Source organism: Pseudomonas sp. WS 5146, from assembly GCF_012985495.1.
Taxonomy (GTDB): Bacteria; Pseudomonadota; Gammaproteobacteria; order Pseudomonadales; family Pseudomonadaceae; genus Aquipseudomonas; species Aquipseudomonas edaphica.
On the sequence record NZ_JAAQWL010000014.1, the window covers coordinates 91499 to 110379 of the forward strand.

Consider the following 18881-nt stretch of genomic DNA (forward strand, 5'->3'; position numbering starts at 1 on the left):
CACAGTTTGATCTTCATACAGTTCAGAGACTGCGCAGGCGTTTGCGCTGCAGGGTCTGGCTGGGGGATTCATCGAAGAGTTTGCGGTACTCCGCCGAAAACCGTCCCAAGTGGGTAAAGCCCCAGCCCAGCGCGATCTCGGAGATGGTGCGGATTGAACCATGCTCGAGGATTTCCTGGCGCACGACACCCAGTCGGTACTTCTTCAAATACGCCATCGGCGACAGCGCAAAGTATTTACGAAACGCATCGAACAGCTTGAACCGCGACACACCCGCAGCCGCTTCCAGGTCTTCCAAATGGATCGCCTCGCGGGCGTTGTCGTGGATGTATTGCCGCGCCCGAATCAGGTAATGCGGCAGCTTCACGCCGAGCACGTCGCGCAATTCTTCTGAATAGTTGTTCGGCTGGGCCAGGATCAAACCCTTGATCAACGAGCTTTCCAGATCCCGCGTAAACGCCGCCTGCTCATACAACTCGCTGCTGCACTCAAGCTCCGCAATAAAGTAGCGCGCCATGCGCCACCACGATGCCGAAGCACCGTCCACCGCATCCATCACCGACTCAAACCGCAGTGGCGCTTCAATCGGCCGTTGCAGCAACCCTTCCAGCGACTCACTCATCGCCGCCCGCGTAATCACCACCTGCAACTTGCGACAATCACCGGAAATCGCCAGCACCTGATGCTCGTTAGGCGACAAAATCACGCCTTGGTCACGGTTGGAACTCAGGCGCTCGCCGTTCTTGCTCAATTCCTGCTCGCCCACCAACGGCAGGCTCAGGCTGTAGCTGCTGAAGTGCTCGGCGTCTTCGATATCAATGGTCACATCGGTGCCGTACTCGATCACGCCCAAGGTAGTGGCGCGGGACTTGAACACATTGGCGCTGTGGTGAAAACGCAGGCGCTCGGGCGTGCTTGTCGCCAGGCGGTGCGGCCCGCAGATGCCGGACATCCAGCTGCAGGCGCCCTCCAGGTCGAAGCGTTGAATATGGATCTCGCGTGTATGGCTACTCATCAGGGTGCACCCACGGCGGTTAGGCGGTTGCGCGCTCTGGCGGCGCGTCGTTGGCAATCGACAGCAAGTTCTACGCCACGCCCGCCTGAATGCAACCGGGTGGATAGCAAGCGTCGACTATGTGGATAAGCCGCAGGCATTTGCGACCTTCCTTTGGTATGACAGTAGCGCATGGCGTCACCTGGGCGCACTGAACTGGGTATTTGCTGCCCAATTTTGCGGCCTGCCTTCACCCATTAAGCGGATAGCCCGCGCCCTGCCCCACTGCCTCTAATAACCCACCGATTAGCCCCTATCTAAAAAGGTGCCTCCCATGAGTGGTGCAAGAAGCGTCGAGCAGTGGAAAACGTTTATCGAAGGTTGCCTGGACTTTCGGCCGGTGGATGAAGTGTTTCGCATCGCCCGCGACATGTTCACCGAGCCCGAACTGTTCGACCTGGAGATGGAACTGATCTTCGAAAAAAACTGGATCTACGCCTGCCACGAAAGCGAACTGGCCAATAACCACGACTTCGTGACCATGCGCGCCGGGCGCCAGCCGATGATCATCACCCGCGACGGCGAAGGCCAACTCAATGCGCTGATCAACGCCTGCCAGCATCGTGGCACCACACTGACCCGCGTCGGCAAGGGCAACCAATCGACCTTTACCTGCCCGTTCCACGCGTGGTGCTACAAGAGCGACGGCCGGCTGGTGAAGGTCAAGGCGCCGGGCGAGTACCCGGAAGGTTTCGACAACGCCACACGCGGCCTGAAAAAAGCCCGTATCGAAAGCTACAAGGGCTTTGTGTTCATCAGCCTCAACGTGCAAGGCACCGACAGCCTGGAAGACTTCCTCGGTGACGCCAAAGTGTTCTTCGACATGATGGTCGCGCAGTCGGCCACCGGTGAGCTGGAAGTGTTGCCGGGCAAATCCGCCTACACCTACGACGGCAACTGGAAACTGCAAAACGAAAACGGCCTGGACGGTTATCACGTCAGCACCGTGCACTACAACTACGTGGCCACGGTGCAGCATCGCCAGCAGGTGAATACCGAAAACGGCAGCGCGTCCGCCAGCACACTGGACTACAGCAAACTCGGCGCCGGCGACGCGAATACCGATGACGGCTGGTTCGCCTTCAACAACGGCCACAGCGTGCTGTTCAGCGACATGCCCAACCCCAGCGTGCGCTCGGGCTACGCCACCATCATGCCGCGCCTGGTGGAAGAACACGGCCAGCAGAAAGCCGAGTGGATGATGCACCGCCTGCGCAACCTGAACATCTACCCTAGCCTGTTCTTTCTCGACCAGATCAGCTCGCAGCTGCGCATCATCCGCCCGGTGGCGTGGAACAAGACGGAGATCATCAGCCAGTGCCTGGGCGTGAAAAACGAGTCGGATGCCGACCGCGAAAACCGCATTCGCCAGTTTGAGGATTTCTTCAACGTATCGGGCATGGGCACGCCGGATGATCTGGTGGAGTTTCGCGAAGCCCAGCGCGGTTTCCAGGGCCGCCTGGAGCGCTGGAGCGATATCTCACGGGGCAGCCATCGCTGGGAAACCGGCCCTACGCCGAACAGCGAAGCCATCGGCATTCAACCGGCCATGACCGGCACCGAATTCACCCACGAAGGCCTGTATGTGAACCAGCATCGCAACTGGCAGCAATTTCTGCTCAAAGGCCTGGACCAGCAAGCGCTGACACTGCGGGAGGTGAAGTGATGGATGCCCAATTGCAGTACCGGATCGAGCAATTCTTCTACCGCAAATCCGAGCTGTGCGACGCCCAGGACTGGGACGCCTATGTGCAGCTGTTCGACCCGCAGAGCGAGTTTCACTTGCCGCAATGGGACTCGGAGCACGTGTACACCCGCGACCCCAAACGCGAAATGTCGCTGATCTACTACGCCAACCGTTCGGGCCTGGAAGACCGCGTGTTCCGTTTGCGCACCGGCAAGGCGGCGTCGGCCACGCCGATGCCGCGCACCTTGCACTTGATCAATAACGTGCGGATCGCCGAGCAGGCAGACGGCACGCTGGAGGTGAAGCTGAACTGGCACACGCTGTTCTATCGCCTGGCCACCTCAGAGCAGTTTTACGGGCCTGCCACTTACCACCTCAAGCCGGATGGGGACAGCTGGCTGATCACCCGCAAGCACGCACTGTTGCTCAACGACACCATCAACTCGGTGCTGGATTTCTATCACCTCTAATACAACACACCACCCACTGTGGCGAGGGAGCTTGCTCCCGGTTGACCGGGCTGGCGCTCCAGTGCGCAGCGGGAGCAAGCTCCCTCGCCACAGGTTATGCGCGCGGAGAACAACATATGAATCACAAAGTGGCCTTCAGTTTTGCCGACGGCAAGACCCTGTTTTTCCCGGTAGGCGCGAATGAAATCCTGCTGGATGCGGCATTGCGCAACGGCATCAAGATCCCGCTCGATTGCCGCGAAGGCGTGTGCGGCACCTGCCAGGGTCGTTGCGAGTCCGGCGATTACACCCAGGATTATGTCGACGACGAAGCCCTCTCCAGCCTCGACCTCAAGCAACGGAAGATGCTCAGTTGCCAGACGCGGGTGCAGTCCGACGCTACGTTCTACTTCGATTTTGATTCGAGCCTGTGCAACGCGCCGGGGCCGGTACACGTGCGCGGCAAGGTCAGCGAAGTGCAGCAGGTGTCGGCCAGCACCGCGATTTTGCAGGTGACCCTGGACAACCCGCTGGACTTCCTGCCCGGCCAATACGCCCGCCTGGCGGTGCCCGGCACCGACAGTTGGCGTTCGTACTCCTTCGCCAACCGGCCGGGTAATCAACTGCAGTTTCTGGTGCGCCTGCTGCCCGATGGTGTCATGAGCAACTACCTGCGCGAGCGCTGCCAGGTCGGTGATCAAGTGCTGATGGAGGCGCCATTGGGTGCCTTCTACCTCAGGCATGTCACCCGGCCGCTGATACTGGTGGCCGGCGGCACTGGCTTGTCGGCCTTGCTGGGTATGCTCGATGAGCTGGCTGCCAACGGCTGCAACCAGCCGGTCCACTTGTATTACGGCGTGCGCGGGGCCGAGGACTTGTGCGAAGCACAACGCATCGAAGCCTACACCTCGACAATCCCCGACTTTCGCTACACCGAAGTGCTCAGCGCCCCGTCACCCGAGTGGCCTGGCAAACGCGGTTACCTCACCGAACATTTCGACCTGGCCGAATTGCGGGACAGTTCGGCCGATATGTACGTATGCGGCCCCCCTCCAATGGTCGAATCCATCCAACAATGGCTGGCGGATCAGACACTTGATGGCGTTCAGCTGTATTACGAAAAGTTTACGCAGAGTAATATCTGACCCTCAGCAGTTCTGAGGGGCTGATGCGGCGTGCACTCACCCTCAAGAAAAACAAGTAGAAGGGAATGTTAATGGCGGATGACATGGTTAACCCGGTGGGCCTCAAGCGTGGCCTGAAGAACCGGCACATTCAGCTGATCGCCTTGGGAGGGGCGATTGGCACAGGGTTGTTCCTTGGCTCGGCCGGGGTGCTCAAGTCGGCGGGGCCGTCCATGATCCTGGGCTACGCGATTGCCGGTTTCATCGCGTTCCTGATCATGCGCCAGCTTGGCGAGATGATCGTCGAAGAGCCGGTGGCCGGCTCCTTCAGCCACTTCGCCCACAAATACTGGGGCGGTTACGCAGGTTTCCTCGCGGGCTGGAACTACTGGGTGCTCTACGTGCTGGTGGGCATGGCCGAACTGACAGCCGTGGGCAAATACATCCAGTTCTGGTGGCCGGAGATTCCGACCTGGGTCAGCGCGCTGGTGTTCTTTGTCGCGGTCAACCTGATCAACACCCTCAACGTGAAGTTCTTCGGTGAAGCCGAGTTCTGGTTCGCGATCATCAAGGTGGTGGCGATTGTCGGCATGATCGTGCTCGGTTGTTACCTGCTGTTCAGCGGCACCGGTGGCCCGCAAGCCTCGGTGAGCAACCTGTGGAGCCACGGCGGGTTCTTCCCCAATGGCGGCATGGGGCTGTTGATGTCGATGGCGTTCATCATGTTCTCGTTCGGCGGCCTGGAGCTGGTGGGTATCACCGCAGCCGAGGCCAGCGAGCCGCGCAAAGTGATCCCCAAGGCGATCAACCAGGTGGTCTACCGCATCCTGATTTTCTACGTCGGCGCGCTGACCGTGCTGCTGTCGCTGTACCCGTGGGACCAACTGCTGCAAACACTCGGCGCGTCGGGCGATGCCTACAGCGGCAGCCCGTTTGTACAGATCTTCTCGCTGATCGGTAACGACACCGCCGCGCACATTCTCAACTTCGTGGTGCTGACCGCGGCGCTGTCGGTGTACAACAGCGGCGTGTACTGCAACAGCCGCATGCTGTTCGGCCTGGCCGAGCAAGGCGATGCGCCCAAAGCGCTGATGAAACTCAACAAACAAGGCGTGCCGATTCGCGCCCTGGCCATTTCGGCGCTGGTGACGATGCTGTGCGTGGTGGTCAACTACGTCGCGCCGCACAGTGCGCTGGAACTGCTGTTTGCGCTGGTGGTTGCCTCGCTGATGATCAACTGGGCACTGATCAGCCTCACCCACATCAAGTTCCGCAAGGCCATGGGCGAGCAAGGCGTGACGCCGTCGTTCAAGACCTTCTGGTTCCCGTTCAGCAACTACCTGTGCCTGGCGTTCATGGTGATGATCATCAGCGTGATGCTGGCGATTCCGGGGATTAACAACTCGGTGTATGCGATGCCGGTTTGGGTGGGGATTATCTACATTGCCTACCGGTTGCGGATTAGAAAAAGCAACGCGGTAGTGAACGCACGGTGATCCCTGTGGGAGCCGGGCTTGCCCGCGATGGCGGTGGGTCAGTCAGTGGATGAGCTGGCTGACAGACCGCTATCGCAGGCAAGCCAGCTCCCACATGAAGCGGACGCAGAGCGTCCAAAGCGGCATTCCCACGCAGAGCGTGGGAACGATCAGCCCCGGGATTCCGGGGCTTTTTGTTTAGAGCGTGGAACGCACTCGCCACAGTTCGGGGAACAGCACCGTGTCGAGCATCTTGCGCAGGTAACCCACGCCTTCGGTGCCACCGGTGCCGGGCTGGAAGCCAATGATGCGCTCCACCGTGGTCACATGCCGAAAGCGCCACTGGCGGAATGAGTCTTCCAGGTCGATAAACTTCTCGGCCAACTGATACAAATCCCAATACCGACTCGGGTCGCGATACACCTCGCGCCACGCCGCCTCCACGGACTCATCGTGAACCGTGGCCGCCGTCGGGTCGCGTTCGGCGCGCTTGGGGTCAATCGCCAACCCGGCTTTAACCATCAGATTAATCGCCTCGTCGTACAGCGACGGCGTGGCAATCGCCACTTTCAACTCGTTCAACAATTCTGGCCGATGCGCGTGCGGCCGCAACAGCGCTGCGCTTTTATTGCCAAGGATAAATTCGATCTCACGGTACTGGAACGACTGGAACCCCGACGACTGCCCCAGAAACGGGCGAATCGCCTTGTACTCCGACGGCGTCATGGTCGCCAGCACGGCCCAGGCATGCACCAGTTGATCGAAGATCCGTGACACTCGCGCCAGCATCTTGAATGCCGGCGGCAACTCGCCCAGGCGCACGTGCTCGCGGGCGGCCTTGAGTTCGTGGAGCATCAGTTTCATCCACAGCTCTGAAGTCTGGTGCTGGATGATAAAGAGCATTTCGTTGTGATCGGGCGACAGCGGGTGCTGGGCGCTGAGGACTTTGCCCAGGTCCAGGTAGTCGCCGTAGCTCATGGACTCGGAAAAATTCAGTTCGGCGTTATGCCATTCTTCCGGCGGCTGGTAATCAGGTGAAAAGGGACACTGGCTCATCGCGTGGGCTCCTTGAGCGGGCGGAGAATGGCACGGACGGGGCTGGCGTCCAGGTTGGCAAAACGCAACGGCAGCGCGATCAACTCATAGTCGCCCTCCGGTACATCATCAAGCACGATGCCTTCGAGAATCGCCATGCCATGGCGGGCCACGGCGTTGTGCGAATCCATGGTCTTGGACTGTTGCGGGTCCAGGGACGGTGTGTCGATACCGATCAGACGCACGCCCAGGCTGGCGAGCAGCTCAATGGTTTGTGGTGCGATGGCGGTGAAGTTCGAGTCCCACTCGGTCAGCGGTGCTTGTGGATAAGTGCGCAGTAGCACACGCTCAGGCAAGTTATCCACACGCCCTTGCAACTGATGCGGCTGCACCAGCGCGCCGCTGCCCAGGCAATGCAACACCCGGCACGGGCCCATGTACACATCCAGCGACACCTCGCCGATCGGCGCACCGTCGGCGCTGTAATGCAGCGGCGCGTCCACATGGGCGCCAGTGTGCGGCGAAAACGTCACGCGGCCCACATTCACCGGGCACTCCGGGCCAAACTGCCACACGCGCTCTTCCTGGAACGGCGTATCGCCCGGCCAGGTCGGCGTCGCCGTGCTCAAGGGCGGGCTGATATCCCACCACGTTTTTATTGGGTTCATTGCAAGGCTCTCACTCGTTCTTGGGTGAATGATACGAGGGCCAGCCGTGCATTTTCTTGCTAATTCCTGCGCAACACGGGAAATTTTTCGCAGTTACTGCGGGGAAATAGCGCTTTACCGCACAAACCTATCACTCAAGAGCGCCTCCTTTCCCTGTGGGAGCCGGGCTTGCCCGCGATGACGGCGGCACAGCTGCATCTCCAGTACCTGACACTCCGCTATCGCGGGCAAGCCCGCTCCCACATGGACTGCACAGTGTCTGAGAGATCGCATTCGGCTGCGCTTCTGGGCATCCCGATGTCGAGTTCAGACCACTGACACAACGCCCAAGGCCTTAGGGTTCATCTTTCCCTTCCCTGCCTCGGAGCCATCATGTCCAAGCCCATCACCGTACTGCGTGACACCCACCCGCTACCTGTCCTGGATGCCTGCAAATGGGAAAAGCTCGAGGGCGACCCGCACACCGTCAACCTCAACGCCTACACCAGCGAAGACGGCAGCAAGATCATGGGCACCTGGATCTGCACGCCGGGCAAGTGGTACGTGGAATACGTAAAGTGGGAATATTGCCACTTCCAGGAAGGCTACTGCGTGATCACACCAGAAGGCATGGAGCCGATTCACTTGCGGGCTGGGGATATCTTTGTGGTGGAACCCGGTATGAAGGGCACGTGGGAAGTGGTCGAGACCGTGCGTAAGTATTTTGTGTTTGCATAAGCAGCATCAGATAAATCCTCGGCCTGCTTCAGTTTTTCCCTAGCGTGAGTCCGGCCCCTTTAAAGCACCCTGCGATGAGTCTTCCCACTCACGCAGGCTGCCCAATTGAACGTCCTGACCAAAGTATGTGTGTTAAACATCTGTGTTTTTCTCGCACCCTCTGCCCTCGCTGACTTCATCAGTGACAGCACCGGCAAGCTTGAGCTGAAGAACTTTTACTTCAACCGTGACTACCGTGAGCCCAATGCCACGCAGTCCAAGCGCGAAGAATGGGCACAAGGTTTCGCGTTGCAAATTGAGTCCGGGTACACCGAAGGCACCGTGGGTGTTGGCGTCGATGTCCTCGCCATGGCGGGCTTCAAGCTTGATTCAAGTGCAGACCGAACCCGCTCCGGCTTATTGCCGGTGCGTCAATCCGGCAAAGCCGAAGACAGCTATGGCGAAGCCGCTTTTACGGCAAAATTCAGGGCTTCCCAAACGACGCTGAAAATCGGTGCGCTGGCCCCACCAGCGCTACCGATACTGGAAAAAAACGTCGGCCGCTTGCAGCCGCAGCTTTTCAAGGGCGCGCACCTGCGCTCCCAGGAACTCAAAGACCTGACGCTGGACGTGGGCAGAATTACCCACGTCAACCAGGTCGACTCAACCAACTATGAAGCGTTGGCGGTCGCCACCGGCGCACGCAGGAATATCGTGGTTCGTGGGAAGAATCAATCGAATGCATTCGACTTTGCAGGCGGTAGTTACGCCGTCAACAAACAACTCACCGCCAGCTACTACTACAGCACGCTGGACAACCTCTACACCCAGCACGCGGGCAGCCTTCAACATACCTATCCAGTTGCCGAGGACCAAAGCCTGAAAAGTGAATTGCGTTACACGCGCTCTCTCGATAACGGCCAAACCAACATCGACAACACCGCAGTGGGTGCGATGCTGACCTACGCATGGGGGGCGCATAAATTGGGTGGGGCCTACCAAACCATGTCAGGCAACACAGGCCACGCAGCTGTAAGAGGAAGCTATCCCACACTGGTGAATTTTCTGCAGTACAGCGACTTCGCCAATAAGGATGAAAAATCCTGGCAAGTACGCTACGACTACGACTTCACCGCGCTGGGCGTTCCCGGCCTTTCCATGTTCACGCGCTATGCATCGGGCAGCAACGTCGACCGAGGGCCGGGCCGTTCGGACGGGCGTGAGTGGGAACGGGATATCGATGTGAGCTATGCCTTCCAGAATCCGACCCTGAAAAACGTCAAAGTCCGCTTACGCAACGCAATGATGCGCTCCAACTTTGAAAGCGATATAGACGAAACACGCTTGATCGTCAGCTACGAAAAGCCACTGTGGTAACCGGCAAAAACCCGAGAGCCCGCCCGACGCGGGCTCTCGGAAACGCCCCTACTTGGGTTTGCGATAGCTGTTGATGATCGCCGAGAAGTCTTTACCCCCTTCCCCACGCTGACTCATCGATTGATACAACTGCTGGGCCACGGCGCCGAGGATTACCGGTTGCTTGGCCTGGCGTGCGGCTTCGGTGGCCAGCCCCAGGTCCTTGAGCATCAGGTCGGCGCCGAAACCACCGGTATAGCCACGGGACGACGGCGCAGTTTCAATCACGCCCGGCCATGGGTTGTAAGTGTCGGAACTCCAGCAGCGCCCGGTGGAGCTGTTGATAATCCCGGCCAGCACTTGCGTGTCGATGCCCAGCGCATCGCCCAGGGCCATGGCCTCGCTGACGCCGACCATGCTGATGCCGAGCAACAGGTTGTTGCAGATCTTGGCGATCTGGCCGGTGCCGACATCGCCGCAATGCACGATATTGCGGCCCATCTGCGCCAGCACCGGTTGCAGGGTGGCGAACAGTTCCGGGGTGGCGCCGACCATGAAGGTCAGCGTCCCGGCTTGCGCGCCACCCGTGCCGCCGGAGACGGGTGCGTCGGCCACCACCACGCCTTGTTTTGCCGCCGCGGCAGACACATCGCGAATGGTTTGCGGGTCGATGGTGCTGCAATCCACCGCCGGCACGCCTTTGCCGATGCCAGCAAGCACGCCATCTTCATTCAGCCACACGCTGCGCACATGGGCAGCGGCCGGCAGCATGGTAATCACCAGCTCCGCGCCGCTGGCCGCATCACGCGGCGAGTCGCTGATGGTGCCGCCCAGTTCGGCCAACTCCTTGAGCACTGTCTGGTTCAAATCAAACAGGTTCAGCGCATGGCCAGCCTTGATCAGGTTGCGGGCCATGGGCGCGCCCATGTTGCCCAGGCCGATAAATGCAATCTTCATGGTCGTATCCCCAAATCAGCGCAGGTTGATGGTGGTGTTGACGCCATCGTTGACCGTGTCGTCGTCGAACCAGCGGCTGGTGACGGTTTTGGTCTGGGTGTAGAACTGCACCACTTGCTTGCCGTACGGGCCGAGGTCGCCGAGCTTGGAACCGCGCGAACCGGTGAAGCTGAAGAACGGCACTGGCACCGGAATCGGGATGTTGATACCGACCTGGCCTACATCGATTTCGCTCTGGAACTTACGCGCGGCCGCACCGCTTTGGGTGAACAGGCCAGTGCCGTTGCCGAACGGGTTGGCGTTGACCAGCGCGATGGCCTCATCCAGCGTGGCGACTTCCAGCACCACCAGCACCGGGCCGAAGATTTCCTGGGTGTAGATCTGCATGTCAGTGGTCACGCCCGAGAACAGGGTCGGGCCGACGAAGTTGCCGTGTTCGAAGCCCGGCACCTTGATGTCGCGGCCGTCCAGCTCCAGCTTGGCGCCTTCTTTCACGCCGCTTTCGATCAGTTCCAGAATGCGGGCCTTGGCGCGTTTGGAGATCACCGGGCCGACATCCGTGCCCGCTTCACTGCCGGCGTTAACCTTGAGTTTTTGCGCCAGCGCTTTCAAATCCGGCAGCCACTGCTTGGCCGCGCCCACCAGCACCACCACCGAGGTGGCCATGCAACGCTGGCCTGCCGCGCCGAAACCGGCACCGACCAGGGCATTCAAGGTGTGTTCGCGGTTGGCGTCCGGCAGCACCACGGCGTGGTTCTTGGCGCCCATCATCGACTGCACGCGCTTGCCGTGTTTACCGGCCAGGTCGTACACGTGGGTACCAACGGCGGTCGAACCGACGAAAGAAACTGCCTTGATATCTTTATGGGTGCACAGCGCATCCACCACATCCTTGCCGCCGTGCACCACGTTGAGCACGCCGGCCGGCACACCGGCTTCCAGCGCCAGCTCTACCAGCAGCATCGTCGACAGAGGGTCTTGTTCGGACGGTTTGAGCACGAAAGTGTTACCGCAGGCAATCGCCATCGGGAACATCCACAGTGGAATCATCGCCGGGAAGTTGAACGGAGTGATGCCTGCGCACACGCCGATCGGCTGGCGCAGGGTGTAGGTGTCGACGCCACCGGCGACGTTTTCAGCGAACTCGCCCATCTGCAAGGTGCCGATAGAACACGCGTGTTCGACCACTTCCAGGCCACGGAAAATATCGCCTTCGGCGTCGGCAATGGTCTTACCCTGCTCGGCGCTCAGGACTACGGCGATGCGCTTGGAATGTTCGCGGATCAAGGCTTGCAGCTTGAGCATGATGCGCATGCGTGCGCCGATCGGCGTGAGCTTCCAGGTTTGAAAAGCTTGATGGGCAGCGTCGATGGCGGCGTTGACTTCATCGGCGGTGGCGAAAGGGACTTTGGCCAGCACCTCTTGAGTGGCCGGGTTGACGATGTCTTGCCAGTGGGTGGTCTTGGATTCGACCCATTCACCCTTGATCAGCAACTTGACCTGTTGCACGGAAATATTGGCAGAAGCGTTCATGTGGTCTCCAAATCTTATATTTGTGCAGAGAACCAAGGCCAGGGGTGTGCTCTCAATAGCTGACGGTCGCGCCTGCGTCCCAGCGTAAATCCGGTTCATCCCTAACACTTTCATTTGGGACTTGGCCCTGCGGGTTGGAGCTGTGATCGCGCCAGTCTGCGTTGCGGGACTTGAAGAGGCAGAAGCATCCTCTTCGTCCCGCGCCTTGCCTGACACAATCACAGCTCCAACGCGATCCGCCATCTATTGAGAGCACACCCCTATCGCCTTGAAGAATGAGGCGTTCGGACTGTTTTTGGAGTATAGATGTGCAAATCTCTAATAAGAACGCACATAAAAGCCGGTCCAATATGCAAAAAAACATCACGTCATTGGGCTCCCTGAACTGGGATGACCTGAAGTTTTTCCTCGAAGTGGCCCGCACCCGCAAGGCCAGCGTCGCCGCCAAGCGCCTGGCGGTGGACTACACCACCGTGTCGCGGCGCATCAGTTCGTTGGAAGTGTCGCTCGGCACATTGCTGTTCGAAAAATCCCGGACCAACGGCTTCGTGCTCACCACCGAAGGCCAGCGTTTGCTGGGGTATGCGGAGTCCATCGAAAGCACGCTGCACATGGCCTGCGAGCAGGTGTCCGGCTCTGGCGTGGCGCTGTCCGGCCATGTGCGCATGGGCTGCACCGAAGGTTTCGGCAGCTTTTTTGTCACGCCGCAGCTCAGCCACTTTGTCGACACTTACCCGGCAATCTCGGTGGATATTTTGCCCCTGCCCCACTTCATCAGCCTGTCCAAGCGCGAAGCCGACATAGTGATCGCCCTGGAACGCCCGGAACACGGGCCGTATGTGTGCTGCAAACTGTGCGACTACAAGCTGCAGCTGTACGCGACCCAGGACTACCTCGACCAACACCCGCCGATCCGCAAACCGGCAGATTTGGCCGAGCATCCATTTATCAGCTATGTGGATGATCTGGCGTTCAGTTCGGAGCTGTTGTACCTGGCAAACGTGGTGCCCGGCGCCAGCGCGAGTTTGCGCAGTACCAGCGTGATCGCGCAGTACGTGGCGGCGCAGCAGGGCCGGTCGATGGCTATTTTGCCGTGCTTTCTGGCGGCGCAGGATCCACGGTTGTTGCCGGTGCTGGGCGAGCAGATTGCGATAACGCGGCAGTTTTGGATGTATTGCCGGGAGGATTTGCGGAAGCTGAAGCGGATTACGCTGTTGTGGGATTACATCAGGGAAGTGACGGAGCAGAACGCGGGGTTGTTGATGGGAACGACAAGGGAGATGAAGTTTTCGGACTGAGGTGCGCAGTTGATCTTGCTCGAAGCAATATATAGGTGACACATAACGAGCTTTCTTCTTGTTTACTCAAGAAAGGTTGCTTTATATTCAATATCAAATTACTACAGGATGTATAGCATGACAGATTCATCTGTTTTTTCTCCAAATGGAGAACCAGGCTCCCTAGAACCACAAGGCACCCCAGGAACTTCAGAGTCACTAAATGTCATTCTGCCCAGTAAAAGCGCAACTGCTATTCGCCAATTGTCTAATACCGGCGCACCGTACGCTCGTACATTTGACTATGGTACGACTTCCTTTACGGGTGGCGGTGGCGTAGATTATCAACTGGATCCAACCGATACTGTTTCCGCTGATAATGGAGGAACAATCCTGGTTAATCCAACCGATGGTGGACGGTGGAAAGCGTCGAGTCTTCCTTTCTACAATCCACGTCAGTTCGGTTGCAAAGGTGATGGAAAAACAGACGATACAGTTGCATTTCAAAACTGCATTAACGCTGCAATAACAGCCGGTATTGAAATCCGTATCCCTTCCGGCAAATACCTTATTAGCAAAACTCTAAACTTTGATCTTAGTGGTTCCACCGAATTCACTGACACCCGCAAAATCGATATGCGCGGAAGCGGCATCCAAACGTGCCGCTTTGAATTTACGGGCACCGACGCTTGTATAAAGGTTACTGGCGGCACCGGTTCTGGAGCAATCCCATCGCAAATGTTTCAAGTATTTTCCGGATTCGCCATTAAGGGCAATCAGGTATCTGGATCTATTGGCTTTTACCAAGACACTTGCCAGCATATGTTCATGCAAGACATTGAACTCACCCTGCTGGATTTTGGTTTAAAGCTTCTGGATGCGGACTTCTCTTCATTTCAAAAAATTATTATCCATTGGAATAACAGAGGGCTTATTGCTGAACAGCGTAGCCCTAGGCTTATCAATAGTACAGCCCCCAATGGACTTGACTTTATTGGCTGCCAAATTGCTGGCAATAAAACGTATGGTGCCGCCTTTGTTAAAGGTTCTTGCATTAACTTCTACGGCGGGGATATAGAAGGTAACGGAATCGATGGAGACGGTAAAGGTTTCGGCCTATTGTTCCAGGACTGCGGTGTGCAAGGTGGCGTAGGTGCTAACCTTAACGGCGTCTACTTTGAGCAGAACAATGGTATTGCTGATGTGTGGGTAAGCGCGAGCAATGCACCGGATGCTACTTTAAACCCTAACCATTGCGTTCACAATATAGACTCTTGCTCATTCAACAGAGTCAGCGATAAAAACTTCACCATCACTAACATCTTTGCTACGTTCACGTCTTCTGTTGCTGGTAAGCAGAAGCTGAATGTGCGTTCATCTGGCTTTAAAGGGTATGGGAATTACGCTGCATCCAGTGGCCGCCCTTATATTAAATTCGGCCTTGACAACATGAACGCCTATAACTTTCACGCTGAAGGCAACCTCTTCCAAGATGATATCGAAGCCATTCCACAACAAGAGCACTTCAGTTGTGTGATAGGTCTAAATACTAAGCAATCAATTACTCAGGGCGTGCTGACCGATGTCGATTTCACTGCGGCCATTTTTGATCCAAGCGCCCTACACGATCCAACACACGCAACTTACATCACCGCCCCTATCACCAATAGGTACACGGTAACTGCCAACGCCAACTTTACTGCCAACTCAATTGGCACAAGATTAATTAGAGTCAACGTGAATGGCGTGGAGGTAATGAATGAATCTAAAAATGCTACCGGAGGTGGAAACAACACTTACCTCGGCTTAACCGTTGAACTTTCTTTAAATAAAGGAGACCAGGTAAGTATGCAAGTATTCCAAGATACATCCACCGCACTTGATTTACTTGTATCTTCTACTCGATTGAGTTTTAAGAGTGCCTCTCCCACTTAAGGTCAAGTGACAATAGGCTTGCCCCTGAAAACCTCGAGGGCTGGCTTGCTTTTTTATAGACATAAGCGCAACTGCTCGAAAGAACTCAGGGGCAAGGTGGAACAAACTGATGGCAACCATGCTTATTTAACCATCGACCTATCAGACTCTCTTAGAAAAAATGGACGATGTGGATCTCACTGTCACCGCACAAAAAGGTGCGGTTATGCCTATAGTGATACTGCTTGGTGAGAAGAGCAAGCGAAGTAGGAATACGCGTCGCTTAGCAAAGAAACGCGGAGGTTGTGGTCCTGCGGATTAAAAGGCCATCAGCGAAGATTCGCTTTAATTTGCAGGACATTTCCTAGAGACTCTCTACCCTATTGCGCCTTACCGTTTGGGTCACTAGCCTCCTGACTTCGCTGCTCATCAGCGATCGGGTTTAGCGACTCGGATTAGTTGGGATGTGATGCCAAAGTATTGCCAGGCTTCTTGCCTGTCTTTACCGTTTTATGGCGGCTGTACGCGGGAGACCTTCGGGTCTGCCGGGTTCCCAAATTTACCGGTTCGCTAACCCGTGTACAGCTGCCACCTCTTCATGTTTAGCGACATGCCGTGGTGACCCCTACTGCAAATTTGGGAAACATCATGTCAAAAATCGTCCCCGATCCACCGCTGTCCTCTATCACCACCCTCGGCGTTGTCACCTTCGGCGACTACGGCGAAAACCAAAAACCGCTGTTCCGCGTCAACTCCGGCATGCCCATCGAGCAAGCCCTGGAACATGCGTCCACCCTGCTGTTCTACTCCAAAAAACTCGCCATGGAAGCCGCCATGGATGTACGCGGCGAACAATACGCCTGGGCCGCACACTACCTGTGTGAGATGGGCAAAGCCGTGGTGGATGACCTGACGCAAGCGATGACGCCGAGCAGCTAAGCGAACACGCCAGCAAGCACACTGCAAAACAAAATGTGGGAGCGGGCTTGCTCGCGAAAGCGGAGGGTCAGTGAGTAAATCATTGTCTGAACCACCGCCATCGCGGGCAAGCCCGCTCCCACACTTGAACTACGGCGGGCACAGGATTCAGGTCTGGCACAAATAAGTGTGGGAGCTGGCTTGCCCGCGATGGCGGTGGGTCAGGCAGCTTATCTACTGCTGATACACCGCTATCGCAGGCAAGCCAGCTCCCACAGTTGTCCGCATTGCCACTTTGGAACTGAGTGTGGTGCTTAGTCGGCAATCACGACGATCGACACGCGCCGGTTCTCGGTGCGGCCTGCCACGGTGGTGTTTGACGCCACCGGTTCGCTGCTGCCCAGGCCGCGCAGTTGGATGTTTTCTTCTTTCATGCCCACGCTGGTCAGCACCTTGCCCACGCTTTTGGCGCGGCGCAGGGACAGTTGCTGGTTGTAGGTTTCTTTGCCCGAGGCGTCGGTGTGGCCGTCTACGCGCACGCGGTCGATACCGGCGCCCGTCAGGGCTTTGCCGATGCGTTCGACGATGTCGGTGCTGGCTTTGTTGAGGCTTTCGACGTCGCTGCCGAACAGCACTTTGCCGGATAACCCGAAGGCCCAGCCTTCGTCGGTGAGTTCAAAGCCTTGTTGTTTGAGGACCGCGACTTGCGCCGGGGTCAGGCCTTTGGGCGGCGGCGTCTGGCAGCCGCCGAGGGCCAGGAAGGCCACCAGTAAAGTGATAAACAGAACACGCGTTTTCGAGAACAAGGGATCAACTCCTGTGTTGAACGTTGGCAGCGGTAGGCTCCGCCTCCGCCGTTTGCTGGCCGCCTTGAGACAGCCGCTTGGCTTGGTACATGGCCGCGTCGGCGGCATTAAGCAGGGTGCCGGGAGTGGCGCCATGATCGGGGTAGATGGCGATGCCGATACTGAGGGAGGTCAGCACCTGGGTATTGCCGGGCAACGGGATTGGTTTGTCCATGCTGGCAATGATCTTGTCGGCAATGCGCTGGGCATCCTCGGCCTTGTGCAGCGGCGCCAGCAGGATCGCGAATTCATCACCGCCCAGGCGCGCCACCAGGTCATCCTCACGCAGCTGCGCACGCACGCGTTCGGCGACGGCGACCAGCACGGCATCGCCGGCGGCGTGGCCAAAGTTGTCGTTGATGTCTTTGAAGCGGTCGCTGTCGAGGAACAACACCGCCACTTTCTCATTGATCTTGGCGGCGCTGCGCAGTGCGCGAATCAGGCGGCCTTCGAAGAACGCGCGGTTGGGCAAGCCGGTGAGGCTGTCGTGGCTGGCTTGGTGGGCGAGGGTTTCATTTTCACTTTGCAGGTGGCTTTGCCAGGCTTCCATCTCACCGAGCAAGGCGTTGAAGTCGCTGCCGAGGCTATCGAGTTCGGCGATCTGCGCCGGTGGCACACGGCGGTCGAAATCGCGCTCGCTGCGGGCGGCGTGGGCCACGGCGGCAAGGCTTTGCAGCGGTTGGGTGATGCCTTGCAACAGACGCCGCGCCAGGTACAACGCAACCCAGGCGCTGAGCGCGGTACAAATCAGAATCCCGGCCAGGCCACTGAGCAAAAAGCGCAGCAGGCTGCCGCCATGGCCGACCAAGTGAATGCTGCCGACGGGCTGGCCCTGGTGCAGGACCGGCTGGCTGATAGGCTGTTCGAGCAGGGTGTGCGCCACCGCCAGCTCGACCTTGGAGAGCATGCCGGTTTCGGGCCGTACCCATTGCGCCAGCAGCTTGCCGTTGGCGTCGAAGACTTCGGCCTGGGCCACTTCTTCAGTCGATGCAATCAGGCTCAGCGCTTCGGTGGCGGCGGCACTGTCATCGAACACCACCGCAGCTTCCACGGTGTAGTTGATGGAGCGCGCGATCAGGTGCAGGTTGTGTTCGGCATACACCCGCAGCGCCAGCACACCGAGCAGGGTCAGCGATACACTGGCCAGGGTCACGGCCACCAGTGCCAGGATCAAATGCCCACGGCCAATGACCGAACGCAAGGTCGGCCGCGCTTTAGCGGTTCTCATGGCGCTGGCGCTCGACGTCGGGACAGTTGCAACACACTGGGGTGGATGCGCACGCCGCTACGGGCGACGGAATCCAGGTTGACCTCGAACGACACTTGCTCATCGCCCACGCGCAGGCAGAACAGGCTGCCCACGGTGCATTGGTCGCCGCCTTCGCTGATGCTGAGCACCGGGTGGCCGATCAATGAGGTGAACAGGCGGCTGCGTTCATCGGCGGTGAGTTTGCCGATGTAAATGGCGTCGCAGGCACTGACGATATCGGGATTATCGGCCAGCAGGCGCTGCACCACCACCGGGCGGCCAGTGGCCTGGGTGGTGCCTTTGACAAGGTCGTCGGTGTATTGGGTGGGGCCGACGATGCACAAGCGCAGTTGTGCAGGCTCCACCGGCCAACGGGCATAACTGAGGATGCCGAGTACCACTTGGGTGACCGCCTGGGCGCGGTGATCCGCCAGGCTGGGCGTCTGCGCAAATACACGCGGGGCGAGCAGGCATAGCACCGCCACCAGTAACATGCGTCTCCAGCTCAAACTGCGCTCTGTGGGCGAGACAGCCACGTTCATGCAGCAATTCTCTCAAATATTTTACAGGGTGATGCCGCAACGATAGCACAGCGGCGGAAAACCCCACGAACTGGGGGTTTATCAAAGCCCGCTATATTTTCA

The 18881-nt window shown here is 58.2% G+C and carries 17 protein-coding genes; 9 read left to right on the forward strand and 8 right to left on the reverse strand.

Going from position 1 to position 18881, the window contains the following annotated elements:
* Window positions 1-22 precede the first annotated feature (22 nt).
* Window positions 23-1015, reverse strand: coding sequence for a helix-turn-helix domain-containing protein (locus tag HBO41_RS27190; protein WP_017137963.1), 993 nt, complete (start codon window positions 1013-1015; stop codon window positions 23-25).
* A gap of 313 nt (window positions 1016-1328) precedes the next feature.
* Here HBO41_RS27190 and antA point away from each other — a divergent pair, with 313 nt between their 5' ends.
* The 4 genes from antA (at window position 1329) to HBO41_RS27210 (ending at window position 5810) form a co-directional block, all read left to right on the forward strand.
* Window positions 1329-2720, forward strand: a complete 1392-nt coding sequence (gene antA, locus HBO41_RS27195; protein ID WP_099549424.1) for an anthranilate 1,2-dioxygenase large subunit — start codon at window positions 1329-1331, stop codon at window positions 2718-2720.
* Window positions 2720-3211 carry an anthranilate 1,2-dioxygenase small subunit gene (gene antB, locus HBO41_RS27200; RefSeq protein ID WP_056858366.1) on the forward strand — a complete coding sequence of 164 codons (492 nt, stop codon included), beginning with the start codon at window positions 2720-2722 and terminating at the stop codon, window positions 3209-3211. The genes antA and antB overlap by 1 nt, the downstream gene beginning before the upstream one ends.
* Before the next feature lie 116 nt (window positions 3212-3327).
* On the forward strand, window positions 3328-4335 hold the full coding sequence (antC, locus tag HBO41_RS27205) for an anthranilate 1,2-dioxygenase electron transfer component AntC (protein WP_169988467.1): 1008 nt from the start codon (window positions 3328-3330) through the stop codon (window positions 4333-4335).
* A gap of 71 nt (window positions 4336-4406) precedes the next feature.
* Complete coding sequence (locus HBO41_RS27210; RefSeq protein ID WP_017137967.1) at window positions 4407-5810, forward strand: amino acid permease; 1404 nt, start codon at window positions 4407-4409, stop codon at window positions 5808-5810.
* 177 nt (window positions 5811-5987) lie between these two features.
* Here the strand turns inward: HBO41_RS27210 and kynA are convergent, their stop codons facing one another.
* Together kynA and kynB are read right to left on the reverse strand one after the other, a co-directional pair.
* A complete protein-coding gene (kynA, locus tag HBO41_RS27215; protein ID WP_017137968.1) occupies window positions 5988-6845 on the reverse strand; it encodes a tryptophan 2,3-dioxygenase in 858 nt (285 codons plus the stop codon).
* Complete coding sequence (kynB, locus tag HBO41_RS27220) at window positions 6842-7492, reverse strand: arylformamidase (RefSeq protein WP_017137969.1); 651 nt, start codon at window positions 7490-7492, stop codon at window positions 6842-6844. Before kynB ends, kynA begins: the two co-directional genes overlap by 4 nt.
* Window positions 7493-7864: 372 nt before the next feature.
* Here kynB and HBO41_RS27225 point away from each other — a divergent pair, with 372 nt between their 5' ends.
* Both HBO41_RS27225 and HBO41_RS27230 read left to right on the forward strand, forming a co-directional pair.
* Window positions 7865-8209: a cupin domain-containing protein gene (locus tag HBO41_RS27225; protein WP_003230905.1), complete on the forward strand. Its 345-nt coding sequence runs from the start codon at window positions 7865-7867 to the stop codon at window positions 8207-8209.
* A 105-nt stretch (window positions 8210-8314) separates the two neighbouring features.
* Entirely contained in the window at window positions 8315-9565 is a 1251-nt protein-coding gene (locus tag HBO41_RS27230) for an OprD family porin (RefSeq protein WP_017137970.1), read from the forward strand.
* 48 nt (window positions 9566-9613) lie between these two features.
* Here HBO41_RS27230 and mmsB read toward each other — a convergent pair whose 3' ends face one another.
* Window positions 9614-10501: a 3-hydroxyisobutyrate dehydrogenase gene (gene mmsB / locus HBO41_RS27235; RefSeq protein ID WP_169988469.1), complete on the reverse strand. Its 888-nt coding sequence runs from the start codon at window positions 10499-10501 to the stop codon at window positions 9614-9616.
* A 15-nt stretch (window positions 10502-10516) separates the two neighbouring features.
* A complete protein-coding gene (locus HBO41_RS27240) occupies window positions 10517-12034 on the reverse strand; it encodes a CoA-acylating methylmalonate-semialdehyde dehydrogenase (RefSeq protein WP_017137972.1) in 1518 nt (505 codons plus the stop codon).
* Window positions 12035-12384: 350 nt separating this feature from the next.
* Here HBO41_RS27240 and HBO41_RS27245 point away from each other — a divergent pair, with 350 nt between their 5' ends.
* The 3 genes from HBO41_RS27245 (at window position 12385) to HBO41_RS27255 (ending at window position 16164) form a co-directional block, all read left to right on the forward strand.
* Window positions 12385-13332 carry a LysR family transcriptional regulator gene (locus tag HBO41_RS27245; RefSeq protein ID WP_138449619.1) on the forward strand — a complete coding sequence of 316 codons (948 nt, stop codon included), beginning with the start codon at window positions 12385-12387 and terminating at the stop codon, window positions 13330-13332.
* Between the two features lie 117 nt (window positions 13333-13449).
* The gene (locus tag HBO41_RS27250; protein ID WP_169988471.1) at window positions 13450-15246 is read left to right on the forward strand and encodes a glycosyl hydrolase family 28-related protein; all 1797 of its coding nucleotides are present in this window, start codon (window positions 13450-13452) and stop codon (window positions 15244-15246) included.
* A 627-nt stretch (window positions 15247-15873) separates the two neighbouring features.
* Entirely contained in the window at window positions 15874-16164 is a 291-nt protein-coding gene (locus HBO41_RS27255; protein ID WP_138449622.1) for a DUF3077 domain-containing protein, read from the forward strand.
* 293 nt (window positions 16165-16457) lie between these two features.
* Here HBO41_RS27255 and HBO41_RS27260 read toward each other — a convergent pair whose 3' ends face one another.
* The 3 genes from HBO41_RS27260 to HBO41_RS27270 are packed head-to-tail and all read right to left on the reverse strand — an operon-like array spanning window position 16458 to window position 18779.
* A complete protein-coding gene (locus HBO41_RS27260) occupies window positions 16458-16949 on the reverse strand; it encodes an OmpA family protein (protein WP_017137978.1) in 492 nt (163 codons plus the stop codon).
* A gap of 4 nt (window positions 16950-16953) precedes the next feature.
* Window positions 16954-18216 carry a diguanylate cyclase domain-containing protein gene (locus tag HBO41_RS27265; protein ID WP_017137979.1) on the reverse strand — a complete coding sequence of 421 codons (1263 nt, stop codon included), beginning with the start codon at window positions 18214-18216 and terminating at the stop codon, window positions 16954-16956.
* Window positions 18213-18779, reverse strand: a complete 567-nt coding sequence (locus HBO41_RS27270) for a YfiR family protein (RefSeq protein ID WP_099549471.1) — start codon at window positions 18777-18779, stop codon at window positions 18213-18215. Before HBO41_RS27270 ends, HBO41_RS27265 begins: the two co-directional genes overlap by 4 nt.
* Between the last annotated feature and the right edge of the window lie 102 nt (window positions 18780-18881).